Genomic DNA, 21,523 nt, shown 5'->3' with positions numbered 1-21,523 from the left:
TGAGTGACCACAATTCGTCGTCTACAAGTTCTTTAGGCATCGCTTCCTGTCAGGCAAAACAAGACAGGAAGTTAACACCAAGTCGGAAAAGTTAACAGACCCGAAACTTAATTTCGCAACAGCTTCTAAGCCGGTAGCGCAGGTTGGCATCGACGTTGGTGAGCTTGCGCGTCGCGCCATCGTTGTAGTCGAGTTGCACGTGACTGACGCCGAGTCCCACGGTCGCCGGTCCCCACACGACATTACCGCCGACTGCGGCGATGCGTTGGCGTGCCACGCCACCGTCAATCCCATAGAAAAATCCCGAGCTGTAATCATCCCCCGTCGTCGAGGACGCACCACCCACGGCACCACTCGTATTGCTGATGGCGTTCGGGTGATTCAACTGCATGTAGCCACCGCCGATCGATACTGGACCCTGGGTGGTGTTGATGGCAAGTGCCCATGCGCTGTTGTTCGCGAAGCCCTGTGATCCGCTGCCAGACGCCTGGTTGCTGAAGCCGTAGAGCGCATCGAAGCGCCAACCAGCGAATGCGTCAGAGCGGAATTTCACCGCGTTGTTGATACGGAACGACTGGTCGAGGTTGTCGTTGTCGCCGACGTGCGTGGACGGTATCCAGAAGCCGGACCCGAAATACGGTGCCACAAGATCGGCCAGCGGATCGTACTGGCGACCGAAGGTCAGTGCGCCGACGTCCCGCTTGGCGAGCCCCACGAAAGCCTGCCGTCCAAATTCGCGCCCGCCTTGCCCGAGCGTGCCGTTGGTCGAATAAAAGCCGCTTTCGAGCGTGAAGATGGCCGAAAGCCCACTACCGAGGTCCTCATAGCCTTTGACGCCCCAGCGATTACCGCCGAGCTTGCCGGAACTCTCCTGCCACAGCGAACCGCCCTTGACGTTGTGGGTGTACGAGATGCCCGCGTCGATAATGCCGTACAACGTTACTGTGCTTTGCGCCATGGCGCTGGAGGCAAGCAACGACAATGCGCTGCCCGCCACGATGAAACGTCCGTGTTTCATGGTGGTGATGTCCCCGTAATGAGGTGGTTGATGAACCGTTCGTCGCGCCGCGATACGCGTGGCGCGATCTCCTGTCATTCGCATACCTAATCGATAGGTATTCGCGCCGTGCTGGCGTCCATCCGTGCGAACGCTGCGGCGTTACGCAGCCGCGCCGGTCATGCCGGGTGGCATCGTGCCGTGTCCCTTTTCATAGGTGCTCGCTTCGTCGAAGCGATCAACGCGAAACGCCTCGATAGGCAACGACGCACGTCCCTCGCTGATGAGCTCCGCCAGGAGCTGCCCGACGATCGGTCCGAGCTGAAAACCGTGTGCCGAAAACCCGAATGCGTGGAACGCCGACGGCGAGGCACGGCTCGGCCCAATCACCGGCAATCCATCGGGCAAAAACCCTTCGATGCCCGACCAAAAACGCACGGCGCGTGCGGTGCGCATCACGGGAAAGAGATCGATCGCCGTGCGGGCGGCCTGTGCCAGCCCCTCGAGCGCGAGCGACGTGCCGTTCGACTCGAGATCGACCGCCGCACGATGACCGCCGCCGATCAGCACGGTGCCGTTGGGAAATTGCTTGAACGACAGTGACCGGCCGGCTGCGCCCACCACCGGTCCCACGAACGGCGCCATGCGCGCCGTCACCATCAGCATCGAGCCGTTGGGCTGCAGCGGCACGGCATCCCCGAGCGCCGCGGCCAACCGACCGCCCCAGGCACCGGCCGTATTGACCAACGTGTCGGCGCGATAACGCCCACCGTCCGAGGTGCGTACCGTCCACTGTCCCTGCGCATACGTCGGGTTCGCCGCGATCACACCTTGATGGATCAGCGCCCCGCAGCGCTCAGCCTGACGCTGAAACGCGAGCGTGGTCGGATACGGCAACGCATAGCCATCGTCCTCCACCAACAAGCCGCCCACGCAGTGCGGGGCCAGTGCCGGCAAGCGGTCGTAGAGTTCATCGACCTCGATCACGCGTTCGCGGTAGTCGAGTCTCAAGGCCGCGACGGTGCGGCTACGCGTGCGCAAACGTTCGAGTTGTTCCGCGTTTTCGGCAACGCGGATCTGCCCCACCGCTTTGAAGCCGCCGTCACTTTCCACGAGATCGGGCAAGGTTAGCCACAGTCGTTTGGCTGCGATCGACAGCGGCAATTCGGGCAGCGCGCGTCCGAGCGTGCGGACGCCGCCGGCGTTCACGCCCGACGCATGCCGTGCCACGTAATCCTTCTCGATCACACGCACGGTGATGCCGCGCCGCGCCAGGTGCAAGGCGGTCGAACAACCGATCAGGCCGCCGCCGATCACCACCACATCCGTCGTTCGGGTCATCGCGTTGACTCCGGCTCATCGAGCAGTCCCGCGAGTTCACCCAGCGGCACCGGCACGACGGGAGGACGCTGGCGCAGCGGCAACGGTATCGCCTCGCCGTACGCCGCATCCGCCATAAGATTCGCGAGCGTCAGCGCACAGAGTCGCCCCTGACACGGTCCCATCCCGCAACGCAGGGTGCTTTTCACCTGATTGGGATCGCGGCTTCCGCCGTCGATGACGTGCTGCCCGTCGCGCACTCGCACCTCCTCGCAGCGGCAGATCATCGTGTCGTCGTCCGTCGGCACGAGGCACTCGTCGGCGGGGCGATACAGCGTGTCGAGGAACGGCCGCACCGCCGCGTCGCGCGCGAGATCACGCTGCAAACGCCGGCTCGTCGCGGCGAACGTGTCTTCGCCCACGGTGCCGAGGTCATGCGCGATCGCGAGCACCGCCAGGCCACCGCGTGTCGGCGCCGAGGCCGCGCCGGTGATCGCCGCCGCATCGCCTGCGACGAACACGTGCGGCTGCGAGGTTCGCCCATACGCATCGGTCACGAGGTGCCAGCAGGCCGTGCGGGCATCCCAGCGGCGTTCACAGCCCGCGGCGAGCGCGGCATGGATATGCGGCACGACGCCTTGATGCAGGAACAATCCTGTCACGCCGTCCATTCGACGACGCCGTCCCCGATGCTGGAATTCAACCGCTTCCACCGTGTCGCGACCGAGCGCGCGCAGATCGCGCACGCCGGTGAACACCGGTGTTCCGGCGCGGCGTAGGTGCCACAGCAAGCCGAGGCCGCGACGCAGGTACGCGGGCGCGCGCAGCGCCCCCGGCAGATGTCGGACGGCCTGCACGTAGTGCGCGAACGGTGTGGTGTCCAACACCGCACGCACCGGTACCCCCGCACGCCGATACTGCAGGGCGACGAGGTACAGCAAGGGACCGGAGCCCGCGAACACCGGCTCGCGATGCACGAGGCCCGTGGTCTTCATGAGGATTTGCGCGGCGCCCGCCGTCATCACGCCGGGCAAGGTCCAACCGGGCAGCGGCCACGGGCGTTCCATCGCCCCGGTGGCGAGCAGGAGACGACGGCCGCGCACGCGATGCGCGCACCCGTCCACCGAAAACGCCACCTCGCCGTCCGCCGCCACCCACCACACCGACGCACCGGGCCGATAATCGACGCCGCACGCACGAAACCGCGTCGCGAGTTCCTTGCCGCTCGCGGAACCGGGATCGAGCCGCGCATGGCGCTCGGCGTGCTGCTCGATGCCGCGATAGATTTGCCCGCCCGGTGCGGGTTGCTCGTCGAGCACCAGCACCGAGAGATGCCACTCGCGCGCCGCCACCGCCGCACCCATGCCGGCCGGTCCCGCGCCAACGATCACCAGGTCATACGCGGTCATGCGGGCCTCCCAACGTGATGCGCATGCCAGCACGCACCGGCGTCAGACACGTGCGGCATCCCGGTTGACCGTCGATCTCGGCAACGCACTCGAAGCACACACCCATCAGGCAATACGGTGCGCGCGGCCCGTGCGACACGGCCGAGCGTCGCCACGGAGTCGGCCGCTGCACGGTGAGCAAAGCGGCGGCCACGGTGAAACCGTCGGGGACCGCGACGGGTACGCCATCCACGAGGATCGTGACCGTCCGCGTCGCCGCGGTCGGTGTCGAAAACAGCGGCGCGCTCATCGTGACCCCGCAAAGAGACGTTCCAGCCCGATCAGGCGATCGATCACGAGGATCAGCATCAGCGCCCCGATGATCAGCAACGTCGAGATGGCCGCCACGGTGGGATCGATGGAATCCTCGATGCGCAGGTACAGACGCACTGGCAACGGCGTCAGCGTGGGCGAGGCAATGAATACGCTCATCGTCAACTCGTCGAAGCTGTGGATGAAGGCGAGCAGCCATCCACTCGCCAGTCCCGGCACCAGCAGCCGCAGCGTGATGCGCCGGAACACGGTCCAGGTGGACGCCCCCAACGACATCGCCGCCTGTTCGAGCGCATGATCGAGATCGCCCGCCGACGTGAGGCACAACCGCAACGCATACGGCAGCACGATGAGGGTGTGCGCCACGACCAGGCTCGCGAAGCGGCCGTTGAGGCCCAGATCGGTGAAGAAGCGTAGGAACGCCACGCCCAGCACGATGTGCGGGATCAACAACGGCGACATCAGCACGCCGTGGATGGCGGTACGTCCGGGAAACGCCCCGCGCGTCAGCGCCAACGCGGCCGGTACGGCGAGCAGCAGGGCAAGGCTGGCCGAGGTGACGCCCAAACCGAGACTGGTGCGCAAGGCCGTGACGAATTCCGGCACGCGCAGCAGCGCGCGATACCAACGCAGCGAGGCGCCATCGAACGGCATCGCCAGATACCCCTTCGCGGTGAAGGACACCAGCACGATGACGATCAGCGGTGCGGCGAGAAACAGCAGGAAGAGCGCGTGGAAACCGAGCGCCAGCAGTCCGTTCTTTCTCATGGCGTGACCTCCTCCATCGTCACCGGCATAGGGCGATGCGATCGCGTACCGCGTCGCTCGCCGAGGCGTTGCCATGCAACGAGGATGGCGAGGTTCGCCACCAATAGGGCGAGCGCGAGCGCCGCGCCTTGCGGCCAGTCCATCGTGCCGAGGAACGCGTCGTAGATCGCGGTGGCCACGACTTTGAGGCGTCGTCCGCCGATGATCGCGGGCGTCGCGAACGAGGTGGCGGCGAGCGAGAACACGACCACCGCGCCCGAGGCAATGCCGGGCACGATCTGCGGCAACACCAGGCGCCGGAAGATCCACCACTCGCTCGCACCAAGCGAGGCACCGGCCCGTTCGACATCCGGATCGCAGCGCTGCAAGGCGACCCACACCGCGATCACCACGAACGGCACCAGCACATGCACGAGGGCGATAACCATGCCGGTCATCGAATACATCAGCACCACGGGACCGTCCGCGAGGCCCATCACTTGCAGTGCTTGGCTGATGAGCCCGTCGCCACCGAGCAACACCGCCCAGCCCAGCGTGCGCACCACGACTGAAATGAGGAACGGCGCAAGGATCGCGACGAGGCACAGGCCACGCCACGGTGCGCGCATGCGCGAGAGGATGATCGCCTCCCACGTGCCGAGCACCACGCACGCGCCCGTCACGGTTGCGGCGAGCACGAACGTGCGCGCGAAAATGGTGTGGAAATACGGGTCGCCGAGGACGGCGACGTAGTTCATGCCGCCGAGCCCCACCCACGTTGCACGCGCGGCATCGGCCACCCGCAGACTCAGCAGTAGCGTGGCCGCGAGCGGCACGGCGAGCAGACCTCCGTAGAACACCAGTGCCGGCGCGCTCAGCGCATACGCCGGCCAACGACGAGACGCGTCATGCATGGGAACCTCCTTCGACGATGCGCAGGTCCTCCGGCTGCCAGTGCAGACCGACGCACTGCCCTTCTTCGATCGGTGCCGCGCCGTTCTGGCAACGGGCGAGCAAGGTGCCCAAGGGACTCTCGACTTCATAGAGCCAGTGATCCCCACCAAAGAGACGCATGCGCACGGTGCCGGTCAGGTCGCTGGCCGCCGCGCCGAGGGGACCGGGAATCAGCGCGATCTTCTCCGGACGCAGGCTGACGCGAATCGGTCCCGCCGCGGAGGCCACCGGTATGATCGGGAACCGGTGCCCGCGTGTGGCGACGATGGCCGCACCGTTCGCGCCGGCTTCGAGCTGCGCATCGAAGAGATTGGTTTTGCCGAGGAACGTCGCGACGAACGCGGTGCTTGGACGATCGTAGACCTGCCGTGGTGGACCCACCTGTTCGAGGCATCCGGCATGCATCACCGCGATGCGATCGCTCATCGCCATCGCCTCGGCCTGATCGTGCGTGACCATGATCGTGGTCGTGGCGACCGTGCGCTGGATGCGGCGCAGTTCCACCTGCATGTCCTCGCGCAGTTTCGCGTCGAGGTTGGACAGCGGCTCATCAAGCAGCAGGACGGGCGGCTCGATCACCAGCGCACGCGCCAACGCCACGCGCTGACGCTGGCCGCCGGAGAGCTGCGCGGGATAGCGATCGCGCAGGCTTCCCAAGCGCACGAGATCGAGGGCGTGCGTGACGCGGCGTGCGCGCCCGGATGCCGGGACACGCCGGGTTTCCAGGCCGAAGGCGATGTTCTCGCCCACGGTCATGTGCGGAAAGAGCGCGTACGACTGGAACACGACACCCAGGCCCCGTGCGCTCGGCTTCGTACCGCCGAGGTCGCGCCCATCGAGCCGGATCGTGCCGGACGTGGGCGCGATGAAACCGGCGATCATTTGCAGCGTCGTGGTCTTGCCGCAACCGGAAGGCCCGAGCAGCGAGAGGAACTCGCCACGTTCCACCGCGAGCGACACGTCATCCACCGCGGTCGCGTGCGGGTAGCGCTTGGACAGCGCCTGAAGTTCAAGAAAAGCCATGATGGTTATCGCAAAGCATGCCGACACCGCCCGCGTCCGCGAACGTCATCGGCCGGTTGGCCCGCGCGTGGGCAATCAGCGTTCGATCTCGCGCATCCAGCGCGCGGTCCAGACCGCACGTTGGGCATTGACGGTTTTCCAGTCGACGGGGACGAGATGCGCCACGGCGTCGGCGCCGTACACGACGGTTGTCGCCACCACGGGATCGAGCGTCACGGTTTGGTTGGTGGGTCCCCAACCGGCTTGCGCGGCCAGGATGCGCTGCACGCGCGGAGAGACCAGGTCTTGCACCAGCGTCTGGGCGAGTGCGGCGTGCGCGCTGCCGTTGACGACGCACGCGGTCGTGAGCAGCGCCTGCGCGCCCTCCTTCGGCGCAACGAACGCGACCGGAAAGCCGGTGCGTGCCAACGCTAGCGTGCGGCCACTGCCCCACACGCCCAGCACCACCGCGCCGGTCTGAAAGAGTTCGGAGATCGTGCCGGAGGCGGTTTCGAAGCTCAGCACCGAAGGTGCAACGTGCCGAGCCATGTACGCGAACCCCGGATCGATGTGCTGCGCGTCGCCACCCTCGACACGCGCCACGGCCAGCAGCGTCTGCAGGCCGTAGGTGTTGCTGATCGAGGGCACCAGCACGCGCCGATGAAAGCGGGGATCGCCCAGCGCCGTCCACGACGTGGGCGGCTTCCAACGCTGCTCGGCGAAGACCTTAGTGTTGTACGCCAAGCCCGTGGCGACGATGCCGATGCCCACGGACTTCCCTTCGCCGTTGACCTTGGCGATGTTGTAGAGGTCCGCATACACGGGGGACGGCGTGAGCGGTTGGCACAGGCCCATCGTGACGGCTTGCTGCATCGGACCATCGTCGAGCACCGCCACATCGATTTGCGGATGCGCGCGCTGCGCCTGCAGGCGCGCCAGGTTGGTGGCCGACGTCCCGGCCACATAGGTGATCGACACACCGTGCGCCTGCGCGAACGGCGCAAGCACCTGCGTGCGAAACATTGTTTCGGATGAGCCGCCGTAACCGGCGACGACCAACGTCGGTGCCGCCGCTGCAACGCCTTGCCACCCGATGACGGCGAGCGCACCGATCGCCACGAACCACCGGCGACAGTACGCGCGACGCGGCTTCCTTGCCTCCTTGCGCATGATCTTCTCTGACAGAAAAAGCTATGGAAATCAGAGCATAAGAAGCCAAAAACGATCGCGTCAAAGTCGAAAAATGCGACAATTCATGCCAAAAATCTATGAACTACCATGTCCTCGGTCAGTGTTCGGCAACTGGAAGCCTTTCGCGCGGTCATCCTCACCGGCTCGGTCACGGGCGCGGCGGACCTGCTGCATCTGACGCAGCCCACCGTCAGCAAACTGCTCGCGGAACTGGAGTACCGCACGGGCCTCACCCTGTTCGATCGCGTGCGGCAACGGCTCGTGCCGCGGCCGGAGGCGCATAGCCTGTTTCAGCGGGTCGACAAGACCTTCGCCGCGCTGGAAGAAGTGACGCGCGATGCGCGTCGTCTCGCACAAGGGCAAGGCGGTCACCTGCGCATCGTCGCGATGCCCGCGTTCGGACTGAGCGTGCTACCGCGTGCCGTCGGCGCGTTCCTGCGCGAGCGGCCCGAGGTCACCGTGGATTTCAACATCAGCGCATCGACCTACGTCGCCGAGTGGATCGCCAATCGTCAAGCCGATGTGGGGTTTGCGACCGCGACGCCGGTCAGTGCCGGTGTCACGTTGACACCGTTCGAACGGATGCAAGGCGTATGCGTGCTGTCGGCCGCGCATCGACTGGCGGGCCAAGCGGTGATCCGCCCGAAGGATCTCGACGGTGAGCGGTTCGTATCGTTGGGACGGGAGTCGGCGTTTCGCCATCTCATCGATGACGTGTTCCGGGCTGATCATGTGGCACGTCGAATCGTGATCGAGGCCGGTTCCGCGGCCGCCGTCTGTTCGCTGGTCGCCCACGGCGCGGGTGTGGCGATCGTCGATCCGCTGTCGGCGCTTGATGCCTGGCGCGCCGGAGGGATCGTGCTCGCGCGGTTCGATGCCGATGTGCCGTTCGTAGTCGATACTGTGTTTCCGTCCGGACTTGCGACCTCGGTGCTGGCTCAGCAATGCTTGGATACCGTGAAAAGCACGCTGCAGAGCCTGCTGCGTGAGGTCGCAAACGCGCGTGAAGCCCGATGCGATAGGCCCGCTTCACTGTGATGACAACACAACGCCATTCGGGCTTGGCGAAGATGACATAACCGCCGAAGTGGAGGCGATGGGACTGTTTGATCGTATTCCAAACGATCAGTGACATGCCGTCATGCGCTATCGCTTTAACGGACGGTCGCTATAGTACGGCGGCGGCACCGATGGGATAACTCGACGGCATAAAACACCGAGCGAAGAACGATGCTATTCACTGGCTTGGGCAAGAACAACATAGAACCGCAACGAACGAGGGAACGACGTGAAGAAACGAGACCTGCCCCAAACCTCTCAGCCGCTGTTGTCACGCTGGCTATTCGTCTTGATCGGGAATAACGATAGTGGCAAGACCAGCTTTCAACGACACCTGATCGCCTATCTCTGCGACAGCTTCTACACCAGGCTTCCCCGTGACACCGTCTTCCACGTATAGCATCCACGAGCACCACGCAACTTCGCGACGCTCTTCTGCGCAAACCGTTCGTACCAAGAAAAGCGGAGCGAGAATGGTACGGTCGAAAACTATGTCAACACGCTTGTCGTCGATGCCGACGTGACGATCGTTGCCACGCACGCTGGCGTTAACGATATGCAAGATGTGCAGGACTTGCTTCGTTTTGGACGTCGAAAAGGGTACAACGTCGCAGCCGTTTTCTTTGAAAACGCGCTATCCGATGCCACAACCGACATCTCAGAATTGGACTGGCAAGAGCGGCTGCTGATTCGAAATCCTGTGGTAAGGGCTGGCGATCAACAGCATGAGAAAATCCAAGAACAGCTCAAGGTAGCTGCGGAACAGTTTGGCAACCTTTTGATTGCCCGTACCGCTGGTTACTAGCTCGCAGTGCAAGGATGACTGGTGTCGGGCATTTTCGCAAAACGTGGGGTTGGTCGACTACGATGTGCGCAAATGCCGGCCGCAGCTATCATTGGCTTATAAACGGGGGATCAGACAGATGGATACTGTCGCAGGGGAAGCGCACGCGGAATCAACGATCACCGAGGCGCCATGTCGAATCAAAAAAATCGTCTTGTCGAACTTCAAGAAATTCGACAAGCTGACGCTCGCATTTCAGCCCGACCTCAACGTACTGGTCGGCGATAACGAAGCAGGCAAGAGCACCATCCTTCTCGCGATGGACCTCGCCCTGAGCGGCAGCCGCAGCAAGGTCGAAGCGCTCGGTATCGAGGCGCTCCTACGCAAACAGGCCGTCGATCAATTTTTGACGGGAAAGAAATCCGCCGCCGACTTGCCCGTTCTCGCCGTGGAAATCTTTCTTTCCGAGCTTACGGACTGGGAGGCTCACGGCCGTTGCAATTCGCTCCACGAAGATACGTTTGGCCTGCGCTTTACCTGCGAGCCGTCGGACGACTATGGCAACGAAATCGCACAAGTCTTGCGGCAGCCGGAAGGTAACTTTCCGTTCGAGTTCTATTCGATCAAGTTTGTGACGTTCGGCGGTCAGCCCTACAACGGCCATCGCAGGTACCTGGAGCATTTGCTTCTTGATAGCGCGCTGATCAATACCGACTACGCGCATCGTGAATATACGCGCAAGCTTTATCAGACGCACGCCACCGCCAGCGAACGTGCCAGCCATGAGAACAGCTATCGGCAGGCCAAACGCAGCTTCTGGACGGAACATCTGACCGGGCTCAATGACAAGCTCGACGTCAAGTTCTGGGTCCGCAGCTCCCCCCGGTCGAATCTTGAAAGTGACCTGGTACTCGTCAAGGACGACATGCCGATCGAAAGCAAGGGACGCGGCCAGCAGAGTCTGATCAAGACACAATTTGCTCTACAGCGCGGCACCGGTAAGCGAGGACTCGATGTCCTCCTCCTGGAGGAACCCGAAAACCACCTCAGTCACGTCAACATGCGTGCACTCGTCGATGGGATCGCAAAGTCAGCGGGCAAGCAGCAGTTCGTCTCGACGCATAGCAGCCTGATCTGTTCCCGCCTAGACCTTCGCAAGGCCATCCTGCTCGATCAACGCGGAAACCATGTCACGCTCGACCAGCTCGACGAACCCACCGCTGCGTTCTTTTGTAAGGCACCGGATCACAACGTACTCGAGTTCGTCATGTCGCGGAACGTCATCCTGGTCGAGGGCGACGCGGAATTCATTCTGATGTCTGAGCTGTACCGAACCTGCACGGCATCGACGCTCGAAAAGGACGGGGTCCACGTGATCGCAGTGGGCGGCACCAGTTTCAAGCGCTATCTCGCGCTCGCCAAGATCCTAAATATCAGGACCGCCGTAGTACGCGACAATGACGGCGACTACCAGAAAAACTGTGTCATCAACTACGAAGACTTCGCAGAAGACCATATCAAAGTTTTTGCCGATTCGCGAAAGGACCGATCCACCTTCGAGATATGCCTCTATCAGGACAACACCGCCCTCTGCGACGGACTGTTCAAGGAAAAACGCCGAACGCTGAGCGTGCAGGACTACATGCTTTCCAACAAGGCCGAAGCGGCCCTGGCCCTGTTGGAAGCCAAGGGTAGCGAGCTCAAGGTACCTGACTACCTGTGCGAGGCGATGACTTGGATAAGACAGTAATTCTTGCGGTCGCAGGCGCCGGTAAGACGACCCGAATCGTTGACGAAATCGATGGACACCGTCGCTTTCTCGTCCTGACCTATACCGAGCAAAACCTGCAGAACCTGCGTCGAAAGATCATCAACAAGTATGGTTGCCTTCCGCCGAACGTTTCGGCGATGACGTATTTCACCTTTCTGTACTCGTACTGTTTCCGCCCGATTGCCGGACTGAAGATCAAGACCCGAGGCGTCAATTTCGACGATGAACCGCCGCGTGGTCGGTTCAAACAAACGCAGCCCGGCTACTACATCGACGCGAGTGGTCGCCTCTTCGCCGGGCGTGCCGCGAAGTGGCTTTCCAGCAGCCATTTTCTGGGAGACGTACTGGCCCGCATCGAGCGCTTCTTCGATGTCGTCTGCGTGGACGAAGTCCAAGACTTTGCTGGTAATGATTTCAACCTTCTCCTAGACCTTGCCAAGGCGAACGTCACCATGCTGATGGTCGGCGACTTTCGGCAACATACCTACGACACAAGCCGGGACGGTGCCACGCGCGGCAGCCTTTACGATGACTTCGATCGGTATGTACAGCAATTCCGAGACGCCGGGATCGCCGTCGATATCGAAACACTGGCAAAGAGCCGACGGTGCAGTCCGGCCGTATGCGACTTCATCACCGAAAAGCTCGGCATCCCCATGCAAACGTCGTCGACACGTTCAGTCCAAATCCTATTCGTCGACAGCCAAGAGCAGGCCAACGCCTTACGCGCCGACCCCGATATCGTGAAACTCTTCTACAGCAAGCACTACCACTATGGATGCCACTCCCAAAACTGGGGCGCGTCCAAAGGCGAAGACCACTACGATGACATCTGCGTCGTTCTGAACAAAACGACGCTCGGCCGCTATCGAAAACAGGAGTTGCACAAGCTGCCCCCGTCCACGCTCAACAAGCTTTACGTCGCGTTGTCGCGGTCGCGTGGAAACGTGTACCTGGTTCCGCACACCTTCTTCGATTGATCGCCACGGCACCATGACTCGCGGACCGACAGTGCCTTCTCATAGACCAGTCACTCCGCTTCGAGCCTCCCCGACAACCCGTCCGAATCTCATGCAACGACAATTTCGCCAACGTCTCCGCCGCTACACCCGATACATCAGCCGTCCGATGGACGCCCTGCTGCGCGAGACCGATCAGCGCATGACGGGCGGCATATGGATCGGCGATCCGCCTGCACTGCTTCGTCTGGACGATCTGACTGAAGGCATGCTGGTATTTGGCGTCGGCACCTCGGAACAGCGTGGCCTGAAAACGACACGAAAAATCCGCGCTCTGATCGAGCACGGCTCCTCGGGTCCCTATGTCCATGTAGGCATCGTCCTGTGCGACGACGAGCCTGGTCACCTGAAGGTGTTCGAGGCCGGAGCATCCGGCGTACAAGCGTGTCCTCTCGATGTGTTTCGCGCACGCTATCGCTACATCGTCGTCTACGAACAACCTGCACTGCTGCCGAGCGGATCGATCGAAGCGGCACGCCGCTTCGCACGCCGTGTGGTCGATGCGGGGACGCCCTACTCGCGACTCGGCGCTTTGCTCGCGCCGCTACGACAATGGCACCACCAACGACGTGTATGGAAGTGGCCGGATCATGATCCGACATGGTCGAGTCGGTCACACGACTGGGCGTCTCATGGACGTCGACGCTACTTCTGCTCGCAGTTCGTGATCGACACCATCAGGTCCTCGGGTGTGCCGGGCTTTGAGACGAATTTTCTGAAGTCCTCCTGCTACACCCCTATGATGCTCGCCGAAAGCCCTGGGCTCCTTCGATTCATCGGATTTGTCGCCGAGCGGTACGAGGTGCTCGATCCACGAGACCCTGTCATTGCGGGAACCGTCTACGCGCGCCATCCCCATCTGCGCGCCAAATGGGCTAAACCTTCATGATGTAGCTCGGATGCAGGCAATTTGCCTGTGCGCGCGCGTGAACAAATCGGTCCCGGACGGCTTCCTATTCTTTGCTGTCCGGATGTGCATCGTTCCTGTTCACTAACGGCTCGACTTCGCTTCCCGGCCTCTCCACATGCGCGTCACCCGTCTGTCGCCCCCATCGGTCATGCGCACGACCATCGGGTTCCTGATTGCGATGCCTCTTTGCACGGCGACCTTTGCCTTCGAGACCGTGGTCGTCACTGACCATCTCCATTCCGTGCATCACGCCGACGATGCACGGGTGATCGAGTTGGATGCTCCGTCGCGAGTCGAGGCCACGCTAGCTGTCGGCTTGCCCGCCGACCCACACCAGGCCGCGAGAGTGGTCCAGCAGCGCCTCAAGGATGGCGATGGTAAGTTGGCACAGCAACTCGCCGCAGCCTATCAAGGCGTAGTGGCCGCGTGGAATCTTGGCGTCACGACGGTCCCCGCCGTGATTGTCGATCGGCATTACGTGGTCTACGGCGACACGGATGTGCCGCATGCGGTGGCACGCGTTCAAGCGTATCGCGAGGCGCATCCGTGAAGCCCTCGCTGCGTCACGGGGTACGGTGGAGCACAGCGATCGGACTGCTCGGCACAACGGTTTCCGCGCTCGCGATCGACACCGCCACGCTCATTACATCGGTGCTATCACCCGATTGTCTCGCATGGCGCATGGTCGGTATTTGCTATTGGCTCTCGTGTTCGACTTTCGGCTGCACTGTCCAGACCTCCGTGAAAGTACGCCATTACGTGCCGGATGCCGTTGTATCGAGCTACAGTCAAACCGGCAGCAATCCATGGGCCGAAGTCTCCTTGATGAGCGCACCACTGCCCTTCGCGCAAGGCGGCGGTAACGGCACGACGAACCAAACCCACGAAAACAATCTCGCGGTCTTCAAGAATGCCGACGTGATCGGGCATCCGGGCATGGCGGCCTTCAGCCGTTTCGCCAGCCAGTTCGGCGTGACGTGTTCCGGTGCCAGTGTGCCGTTCAATCCGTACCTGCTCAGCACCTTCGATACGATCGCGTGGCGTTACGGCATCCCCGAGAGCGTTTATCCCGAATCGCTGACACCTGGTGTGCGTGAAATCGGGAGCCGCATGAGCGTCGATCTGTGGGGAAATGTCTATCCGCGCGAGGGCTTTCTGCATCAGGTCGACGACTTCAAGAGCGCCGCCGTGGTCGCGCAGCGCGCGGGCGATATCGTCACGCGCTCCGGCCAGCCGCACGTTTATCAGCCGCTGCTCGCTCAACCCTACGACGGTTACTGGCCAGCCGGCGCGTTGGTCGAAAGCGACATCCGCACCGGTAAATGGCAGCCCTGGTTCCGCAACTGTCGATGACCTGTGCGGTGTTTCCCAACGCACTGCCCGCGACGCAAGCCACTGACGGCGGTTACGCCTGGACGTTATGGCGCCCCTACGCGTGCTGCAAACGCATGGGCCAGATCTTTCTCGGCAGCACCGACGTGGAGTGATCACCAATGAATCAGCAGTCCATGTCTCTCCGTCGTATTGCCTCTCCGCGCGCGATTGCTTTCGGTGCAACACTGGCGCTCGCCATCACACTGACCAGCGATGCCATCGGACAGAATAATCCGTCGATCGGTACATCCGGCAGCGTGCTGGGCGATGATGTGCTCTACACGATCGGTGGCGGTAGCGCCGTCGCGATGAGCCCGAGCGCGAACATGCAAAGTCTCGGCGTCGGCCTCGGCTGGAACAACAACCTGATCTGCGGCAACCTCAGCCTGTCGGACACGCTGCAGAACCAGTTGAACGGCATCACCAACGGCTTTCAGACCATCATGAGCCAGGTGATCCAGAACGCCACCAGCGCGGTCGCCTCGTTGCCGGCGTTGATCATCCAGCGCGCCGATCCGGGACTCTACAACCTACTCACCAACGGCATCCTGCAGGCCCGGCTCGACTTCGATCGCTCGAAAGCCACGTGTCGCGCCATGGCAAACAAGATGGCCGATCTCGCCGACGGCACGCTCGGGTGGGACCAACTCGCGCAGGGCCAGGCACTCAAGACGGCCGTCTCAAACACGCAAGATGCCGTGGCCGCGACCGAGCAGGCCGAAAGCCAACGCGGCAATGCGGGCGTCCCGTGGGTCGGCGGTGGCAACGCGGGCGGTGCCGGCCAGTCGTCGATCAAGGTTGTCGGCGATGTCACACGGGCGGGCTACAACCTGCTCAATGGCCGCGCCATCACCGACACCTCGTCCATCGACGCGGGTACCTGTGGCAATCGCCTCACCTGCACCACCTGGAGCTCGCCCGATGCCGCAGCGACATGGGCAACGCGTGTGCTGGGCGAGCAGGAGGAACGCACGTGTGACGATTGCACGAGCACGCAATCCACGCCGGGTGTCGGCCTCACACCGCTGATCCAGGAGGAATACGACACGAAGCTGAAAGCGCTGCAGGATTTGATCTCGGGCACCAAGGCCACGACACCCGACAACCTGCAGGTGGCCGGCAGCGATGCGTTGCCGATCACGCGTGGCGTGATCGAAGCGCTGCGCGATGAACCCGATCAGTCGGTACTGACGCAACGTCTCGCTTCGGAAGTCGCGCTTTCCAGCGTGCTGGAAAAAGCCCTGCTGCTCCAGCGCACGCTGCTCACCGGCAGCAAGGAACCGAACGTCGCCGCGAACCAGTTGGCCGAACAGGCGATCACGCAGAACAACGACACGCTGGAACGGGAGATCACCAACCTCAAGACCGAACTGGACTTGCGACGCGAACTCGCAGGCAACGCCACCGCGTGGATCGTGGCGCGGCAATACACGCGGGGCGAAGGATCGCGGGGCATCTTCCAAGGCGATACGGTACCGAACCGGCTCGACCGGTTGCAAAAACCCGCGAACAGCTTGAAGAGTACGGGACCGTGATCATGCGAACACGCCGCTGGCCACGTATTGGCCGCTCACTCGTCACCGCACTGGCGATGTTGCTTGCGATAACGGTCGTGATGATTGCCATCCACGCGGTTGGCATCCGTATCGTGGGCAACATCGCCGCCTGGCAGCGCTGGTTGCACGTGCATGCGTGGATGTTCAGGCTCTGGCGGCTCGCACTCTACGTAGCGATCCTGCGCGGCTGGTGGTGGATGCGCACGCGCGTCCGCCAACGCGATGGTTCGCCTGACGCACGGCACCGACTGACGCGTGCCGAAATCGCCGCCGTGCTTGCCATCGTCCTGACGGAAATCGTCGCTCTGCGCGATCCGGTTTGAGCGAGACATGCCATGACGCTCACCACCACCGATTACCTCGAGTATTACCTCACCCTGGTGGGTTGGCTCGTTCACAACGGCATCTGGAACGTCCTGGTGGCCAGCGGCCTGTTTGCCCTGCCCTTCGCCGCCATCGTGATACAGGAATGGCTGCGCGCACGTGGCGAAGGCGCGGACGAAGGCAACAAGGGCGTGTTGTCGGCGCTGCGCATCGAGAACCGGGTGTATGTCGCGATTGTCGTGATCCTATTCGCGGGCATGCCCTTTATCCCCGTCACTCTTAGCACGCTCCAGTTCGATCAGACGCGTTCGCAGCAATGCCAAGTTGATGCGCCGAAGCCGACCGATACCGGTTGGAATACGGTCTTCACGACGCTCAACAACCAGAGCGCCCGCGTGCCAGTGTGGTGGTTCTTCATGCACGCGCTATCGAAAGCGATCACCGGCGCCGCCGTCGCATCGATTCCCTGCGGCGTGGACCTGCAGCAGATCCGCATGGACATCGACAGCACACGCATCAACGATCCGGTGCTTACGCAGGAAGTGGCGGACTTTACGCACGACTGTTACGGGCCAGCGCGGGCGAAGCTTTTCATGAATCGGCCCACGTTGAACGACGCGCAGATGGATGATGTGAACTGGATCGGTTCGAGCTATTTCGTGAATACAGCGGGCTACTACGACAAATATCATTCGAGCACCCCACGCACCGCGTGGCCATATGATGCGACACGAGATGCCGGACTCGCCCAGGTCGCGTCCGGTGGTGGCTATCCGACCTGCAGGCAATGGTGGTCCGATAGCGGCATCGGTCTCCGTGCGCGACTACTGCAACAGGTCGATCCCGATCTGCTGACCAAGATCGGGCAATGGGCCGGCTTCCTGAGCCAGAATCAGGTTGACGACGATGTGATTCGCACGATCGTCGCACCGCGTCAGCAGGTGCTCAGCCAGGGACAGGTCTACACGGATTACGGTGGACAGATCGGCAAGACCTTGCCGAATGCCGTGACGCGTGGCGCAGGTGACGTGGGCCTCACGGTCGGCTCGTTAGGGTTCTTCCCGGCGATGGACGTCGTGCGCCAGGCATTGCCGATGGTGCTGTCGTTCCTGAAGATGGCGTTCGTGATCTGCCTGCCGCTCGTCCTCGTACTCGGCACCTACGACCTCAAGGCCGTCGTCACCGCGAGCTGCGTCGAATTCGCATTGTTCTTCGTGGACTTCTGGTTCCAACTCGCGCGCTGGGTCGACAGCACGATTCTCGATGCGCTCTATGGGCACGGCTCGCCGCATGAGACCTTCAATCCGCTGATGGGTCTCAACAACGCGATGGGCGATATGTTGTTGAACTTCGTGATGGCAACGATGTTTCTCATCTTGCCTGCGTTTTGGGTTACGTCGCTGGCATGGGTTGGCGTACGTGCAGGAGGAGCTCTTCAAGGCTTGGCTGAAGGAACCAAATCAGCCGGTCAAGCCGGCTCGAAAGGCTCCGACATGGCAATGAAGGCACTCAAGTGATCATCCCGATCACTTGTCGTCAAAACGCGGATCGGGATCATCGTTGTAGTTGATCGGATCGTAAAACAGGTTCTTCTTGTGATCAGATCCATCGCTGAGCGGCGATTCCTCTCGCCGACTCCCGTCCATATGGCTAGCAGCCAATCCTGCTATCGCAAGGAATGCGAGCAAAAGCACCAACCAGAACGCCGCGTAGAACACAGCGACGAGCACAAGCAGCTTCACAGCCCACGACACCATTTTCGCTGCGCCGACGGGCAATCCCTGCATGGTCAGCCATGCCAAGGCGCGACGATCCTGTCGCGCCAGCCAGCGCCACGTTTGCCCAGCCCACTCACCGAACCGGTGAGCCCAAGACGGTCTCGATGGGGTGGTCATGGTGGTTTGCCTCCAGGAATGGGGTCGTTCCGCCGTGGGTAGAACCCGCCGTTTCATCATAGGTTATGAACTGGAACGGCGCGTGACTGGCTCTCGACAGTATGATTAGATTCCGTCATGAAAATATAGTTTCCTTGGATTTTTTCGTCAACTTTCAATCAACCGGTGCCCATTCGATTAGAATCTGTCGTAGAATTCGCTCATGGAGCGACTTCCACGACATCAACTAATCAAGCGCCTGCAGACCGACGTACCCCGCGGTGCGCCGTTCGATCTCGCTGCGCTGAACCAGCTCGGGGTGTCGAACCAGCTCGCCGCCCGGTACGTGAGCAGCGGCTGGCTGGTTCGACTGGCAGCGGGGGTGTACGCCTTTCCCAACGATGATTTCAATCTCCACGCCACGCTCCGGTTCCTGCAGCAGCGTGTTGCTGGCTTGCACGTCGGCGGCAAGACGGCCCTCGCCTGGCAGGGAGTGCGGCACCAGCTCGGGCGGCGAGAAACCCTGGTGCTGTGGGGCGATGAGCGTTTCGTGCTGCCGACATGGTTCACCAGCCGTTTTCCAGCGCGCTACGTGTACGCGCGTCTGTTCGACTGGCCCGATCCCTCCCTCGCCACCCGAACGCTTGTCACGCCGCCCGATGTGCCGGACGACGTTCAGGTCGCAGTCCCCGAACGCGCGGTGCTCGAACTCCTGTATGACGTGGGCGTTCGCGAAGGACTGGAGGACGCCCATGCAGTATTCGAAGGCCTGCGCAGTCCGCGCAAGGAACTGCTCGGCCAGTTGCTCGCCTGCTGTACCAACGTGAAAACCGTTCGGCTGTGTCTGACCTGGGCGCGCGAGACCCACCTGCTCGATGTCGATGCATTGCTTGCACAGTTCCAGCTTCCCACCGGTAGCGACCGGCGTTGGATGAGCCGGCTTCCCGACGGCACGCTGCTCGTACTGAAACCCCATGGATAAATTCTTTGCCGACACCGTCCGGCTGCTGCTGCGCATCGCACCGGACGTCTTTGCCAACGATCTCTTCGCGATGAAGGGTGGCACCGCCATCAACCTGTTCGTGCAGAACATGCCGCGTCTGTCCGTCGACATCGATGTCGTCTATGTGCCTCGGCAAACGCTGCGCGACGAAGCGCTCGCGGCCATTCAACGGGAACTGGCTGCCATCGAACAACGGCTGGCTCCGCAAGGACTGCGCACGCGCCTTGTCGGTAGCAAGGATCTCAGCGATACCAAGCTCATCGTCGAAAACGAAACCAACCAGGTCAAGATCGAAGTCAACACCGTCTTTCGCGGCAGCGTCCTGCCCATCGAACGGCGCGCGTTGTGTGCGCGAACGACCGAGCAATTCGCAACGGAACTGGAGTTGCCCGTGCTCGCGCCCGATGAACTCTATGGCGGCAAACTCGTTGCGGCCCTCGATCGCCAGCACCCGCGTGATCTGTTCGATGTCTGGCAACTTTATCAATCGGGCGGGCTGACCGAGGGCATGATCGAGTGCTTTGTTGTATATCTCGCTGGCCACAATCGACCCATCCATGAAGTGCTGTTTGGCCGCGACAAGAGCATCACGCGGGACTACGACAGCGGCTTCGTCGGCATGACCGAGGTACCTTGCAGCCTGGACACCCTGCTGGAAACCCGCGAGCGGCTGCGACAGGAACTGCCGGCGCACCTGACGCCCGCCCAACGACAATTCCTTCTTGGCCTGGCTCGCGGTGAGCCGGACTGGTCTTTCCTCGCTGTTCCTCACGTTGCCGATCTGCCCGCGCTTCGCTGGAAGCTCGCGAATCTCGACACCTTTCGTCAACGGCGCCCTGCCGTCTTCGCGCAACATGTCGAGGAACTCGAAGCCGCTTTTGCCCGCCATTGAGATCGAGCGAAAACGACATCAGCGCGCAAAAAATGTGTAGCGAACGTGAAGCATCGTGATCGGCATCGATCTTTGCCATCGTGGCTAACGAAAACGCTGAGACGAGTGATATCAGCCTCAACATGCCCCCTGGTACAGTCTGCGCTCCCGGTAGGCAACTACCATTCCACCAAGAAGGGGAAGCGCATGTCCTGTACTCACGGAAGCCTTTCACGCAAGCTCGCGCTGGCTGGATGCATGGCGCTCGGCATGACCTCTGCCGCATTCGCACAGACCATCACGCCTGCCACGGGCTTGGGGCAATCCTGGCCCAATGCCACGGATCAAAGCCGCAGTCCCCACTGGCACGTTTACGTGTTTCGCTTGAATGGCATCAAGTACGTTCAGATCAACGATCTGAACGGGATCGTGCATGCCGCCGTTGGCACGGCGGGCGGGACTTCCGTGGTATTGCCCGTAGGCACCGACGCGTCCAGCGTACGCACGGATGCTGCGCCAACGTCGAACGCCACGCAGACCGTTTTTCGCGATAGCACGACTACGGTCACAGCGACGCCTCAGAGCAACGGCACGACCGTGTTCACGGTCGCAACGATCTGCCAGGACCCGTATAACTGCGGTGGCGGCGGTGGTCCGTAAGAGGGTTCAGTGGACCCACAAGCGCAGCGGCTCCGGTTCACCCCCGGAGCCCTCGACATCCTGCCGCACGTCGTAAAGCAGGATGGTCATGCGGACACCGTTCTTCATCGCGCGTTCGTGCAATGTGCCGTCGAAGATGCGCGCATGCGCGTGTAGTTGGTCGACGTCCAGTACGCTGGCGCCGAGCTTCGTTGCAATCTGCTTGCGTTCAGTTGACCGCACGACGGCATTCGCAATGCGGTCGTCGTCATGCTGACCTTTGTCGATGGCGGTCAAAATCCGCGCTTTTCCGGCGGCGTCACGTAACGGCGGCATGACACAAGTTTCAAAATCGACGTTGCAGGAGCGACGAACCTGTCGGAAGCGGGATATTGACGCGGGGCGCG

Annotated in this window: 21 protein-coding genes and 2 pseudogenes; 13 read left to right on the top strand and 10 right to left on the bottom strand. The window is 62.2% G+C overall.

Annotation, left to right across the window (positions count from 1 at the left end; all coding sequences use genetic code 11):
• Positions 1-127 precede the first annotated feature (127 nt).
• The 8 genes and pseudogenes from WS62_RS03665 to WS62_RS03630 all read right to left on the bottom strand — a co-directional run.
• Positions 128-1,018, bottom strand: a pseudogene (locus WS62_RS03665) (porin); the annotation flags it as partial.
• Between the two features lie 141 nt (positions 1,019-1,159).
• Entirely contained in the window at positions 1,160-2,338 is a 1,179-nt protein-coding gene (locus WS62_RS03660) for an NAD(P)/FAD-dependent oxidoreductase (protein WP_066567859.1), read from the bottom strand.
• Positions 2,335-3,726, bottom strand: a complete 1,392-nt coding sequence (locus WS62_RS03655) for an FAD/NAD(P)-dependent oxidoreductase (protein WP_066567856.1) — start codon at positions 3,724-3,726, stop codon at positions 2,335-2,337. The genes WS62_RS03660 and WS62_RS03655 overlap by 4 nt, the downstream gene beginning before the upstream one ends.
• Positions 3,713-4,015, bottom strand: a complete 303-nt coding sequence (locus tag WS62_RS03650) for a (2Fe-2S)-binding protein (RefSeq protein ID WP_066567854.1) — start codon at positions 4,013-4,015, stop codon at positions 3,713-3,715. The genes WS62_RS03655 and WS62_RS03650 overlap by 14 nt, the downstream gene beginning before the upstream one ends.
• A complete protein-coding gene (locus tag WS62_RS03645) occupies positions 4,012-4,806 on the bottom strand; it encodes an ABC transporter permease (protein WP_066567852.1) in 795 nt (264 codons plus the stop codon). Before WS62_RS03645 ends, WS62_RS03650 begins: the two co-directional genes overlap by 4 nt.
• Positions 4,803-5,699 (bottom strand): ABC transporter permease, encoded by an 897-nt coding sequence (locus WS62_RS03640; RefSeq protein ID WP_066567849.1) that lies wholly within the window; start codon positions 5,697-5,699, stop codon positions 4,803-4,805. Before WS62_RS03640 ends, WS62_RS03645 begins: the two co-directional genes overlap by 4 nt.
• Positions 5,692-6,762 (bottom strand): ABC transporter ATP-binding protein, encoded by a 1,071-nt coding sequence (locus WS62_RS03635; RefSeq protein WP_066567845.1) that lies wholly within the window; start codon positions 6,760-6,762, stop codon positions 5,692-5,694. The genes WS62_RS03640 and WS62_RS03635 overlap by 8 nt, the downstream gene beginning before the upstream one ends.
• Positions 6,763-6,837: 75 nt before the next feature.
• Entirely contained in the window at positions 6,838-7,911 is a 1,074-nt protein-coding gene (locus tag WS62_RS03630) for an ABC transporter substrate-binding protein (RefSeq protein ID WP_066567843.1), read from the bottom strand.
• A 108-nt stretch (positions 7,912-8,019) separates the two neighbouring features.
• Here WS62_RS03630 and WS62_RS03625 point away from each other — a divergent pair, with 108 nt between their 5' ends.
• The 10 genes and pseudogenes from WS62_RS03625 (at position 8,020) to WS62_RS03580 (ending at position 18,246) form a co-directional block, all read left to right on the top strand.
• A complete protein-coding gene (locus WS62_RS03625; protein ID WP_066567837.1) occupies positions 8,020-8,970 on the top strand; it encodes a LysR substrate-binding domain-containing protein in 951 nt (316 codons plus the stop codon).
• Positions 8,971-9,511: 541 nt separating this feature from the next.
• The gene (locus WS62_RS03615) at positions 9,512-9,796 is read left to right on the top strand and encodes a hypothetical protein (protein ID WP_156440848.1); all 285 of its coding nucleotides are present in this window, start codon (positions 9,512-9,514) and stop codon (positions 9,794-9,796) included.
• Between the two features lie 118 nt (positions 9,797-9,914).
• On the top strand, positions 9,915-11,525 hold the full coding sequence (locus WS62_RS03610) for an ATP-dependent nuclease (protein ID WP_066567826.1): 1,611 nt from the start codon (positions 9,915-9,917) through the stop codon (positions 11,523-11,525).
• Complete coding sequence (locus tag WS62_RS03605; protein WP_066567824.1) at positions 11,510-12,526, top strand: AAA family ATPase; 1,017 nt, start codon at positions 11,510-11,512, stop codon at positions 12,524-12,526. Before WS62_RS03610 ends, WS62_RS03605 begins: the two co-directional genes overlap by 16 nt.
• Before the next feature lie 148 nt (positions 12,527-12,674).
• Positions 12,675-13,454, top strand: coding sequence for a hypothetical protein (locus WS62_RS35865; RefSeq protein ID WP_152641058.1), 780 nt, complete (start codon positions 12,675-12,677; stop codon positions 13,452-13,454).
• A 169-nt stretch (positions 13,455-13,623) separates the two neighbouring features.
• Positions 13,624-14,025 carry a TIGR03757 family integrating conjugative element protein gene (locus WS62_RS03600; protein ID WP_066567862.1) on the top strand — a complete coding sequence of 134 codons (402 nt, stop codon included), beginning with the start codon at positions 13,624-13,626 and terminating at the stop codon, positions 14,023-14,025.
• A pseudogene (locus WS62_RS03595) lies at positions 14,022-14,962 on the top strand (TIGR03756 family integrating conjugative element protein). Before WS62_RS03600 ends, WS62_RS03595 begins: the two are co-directional and overlap by 4 nt.
• Positions 14,963-14,968: 6 nt before the next feature.
• On the top strand, positions 14,969-16,384 hold the full coding sequence (locus tag WS62_RS03590) for an integrating conjugative element protein (protein WP_411448950.1): 1,416 nt from the start codon (positions 14,969-14,971) through the stop codon (positions 16,382-16,384).
• 2 nt (positions 16,385-16,386) lie between these two features.
• Positions 16,387-16,728, top strand: coding sequence for a hypothetical protein (locus tag WS62_RS03585; RefSeq protein WP_043294205.1), 342 nt, complete (start codon positions 16,387-16,389; stop codon positions 16,726-16,728).
• Positions 16,729-16,740: 12 nt separating this feature from the next.
• On the top strand, positions 16,741-18,246 hold the full coding sequence (locus tag WS62_RS03580) for a conjugal transfer protein TraG N-terminal domain-containing protein (RefSeq protein ID WP_066567817.1): 1,506 nt from the start codon (positions 16,741-16,743) through the stop codon (positions 18,244-18,246).
• A gap of 9 nt (positions 18,247-18,255) precedes the next feature.
• On the opposite strand, the gene WS62_RS32435 is transcribed toward WS62_RS03580, so the two are convergent.
• Positions 18,256-18,624, bottom strand: coding sequence for a DUF3742 family protein (locus WS62_RS32435; protein ID WP_043294120.1), 369 nt, complete (start codon positions 18,622-18,624; stop codon positions 18,256-18,258).
• 202 nt (positions 18,625-18,826) lie between these two features.
• Between WS62_RS32435 and WS62_RS03570 the strand changes: the two genes are divergently transcribed.
• The 3 genes from WS62_RS03570 to WS62_RS03560 all read left to right on the top strand — a co-directional run bounded on the left by WS62_RS03570 (position 18,827) and on the right by WS62_RS03560 (position 21,137).
• Positions 18,827-19,585 carry a type IV toxin-antitoxin system AbiEi family antitoxin domain-containing protein gene (locus WS62_RS03570; RefSeq protein WP_066567815.1) on the top strand — a complete coding sequence of 253 codons (759 nt, stop codon included), beginning with the start codon at positions 18,827-18,829 and terminating at the stop codon, positions 19,583-19,585.
• Complete coding sequence (locus WS62_RS03565; protein ID WP_066567812.1) at positions 19,578-20,498, top strand: nucleotidyl transferase AbiEii/AbiGii toxin family protein; 921 nt, start codon at positions 19,578-19,580, stop codon at positions 20,496-20,498. The genes WS62_RS03570 and WS62_RS03565 overlap by 8 nt, the downstream gene beginning before the upstream one ends.
• Before the next feature lie 186 nt (positions 20,499-20,684).
• A complete protein-coding gene (locus WS62_RS03560; RefSeq protein WP_152641057.1) occupies positions 20,685-21,137 on the top strand; it encodes a hypothetical protein in 453 nt (150 codons plus the stop codon).
• A 6-nt stretch (positions 21,138-21,143) separates the two neighbouring features.
• On the opposite strand, the gene WS62_RS03555 is transcribed toward WS62_RS03560, so the two are convergent.
• On the bottom strand, positions 21,144-21,523 hold a 380-nt coding region (locus WS62_RS03555; protein ID WP_231748177.1), incomplete at its 5' end, for a hypothetical protein.

The sequence above is a fragment of the Burkholderia sp. ABCPW 14 genome (assembly GCF_001523835.1).
In the GTDB taxonomy this organism is placed as follows: Bacteria; Pseudomonadota; Gammaproteobacteria; order Burkholderiales; family Burkholderiaceae; genus Burkholderia; species Burkholderia mayonis.
Note: the sequence above shows the minus strand (reverse complement) of the source record. Positions and strands in the feature narration are given on the sequence as shown.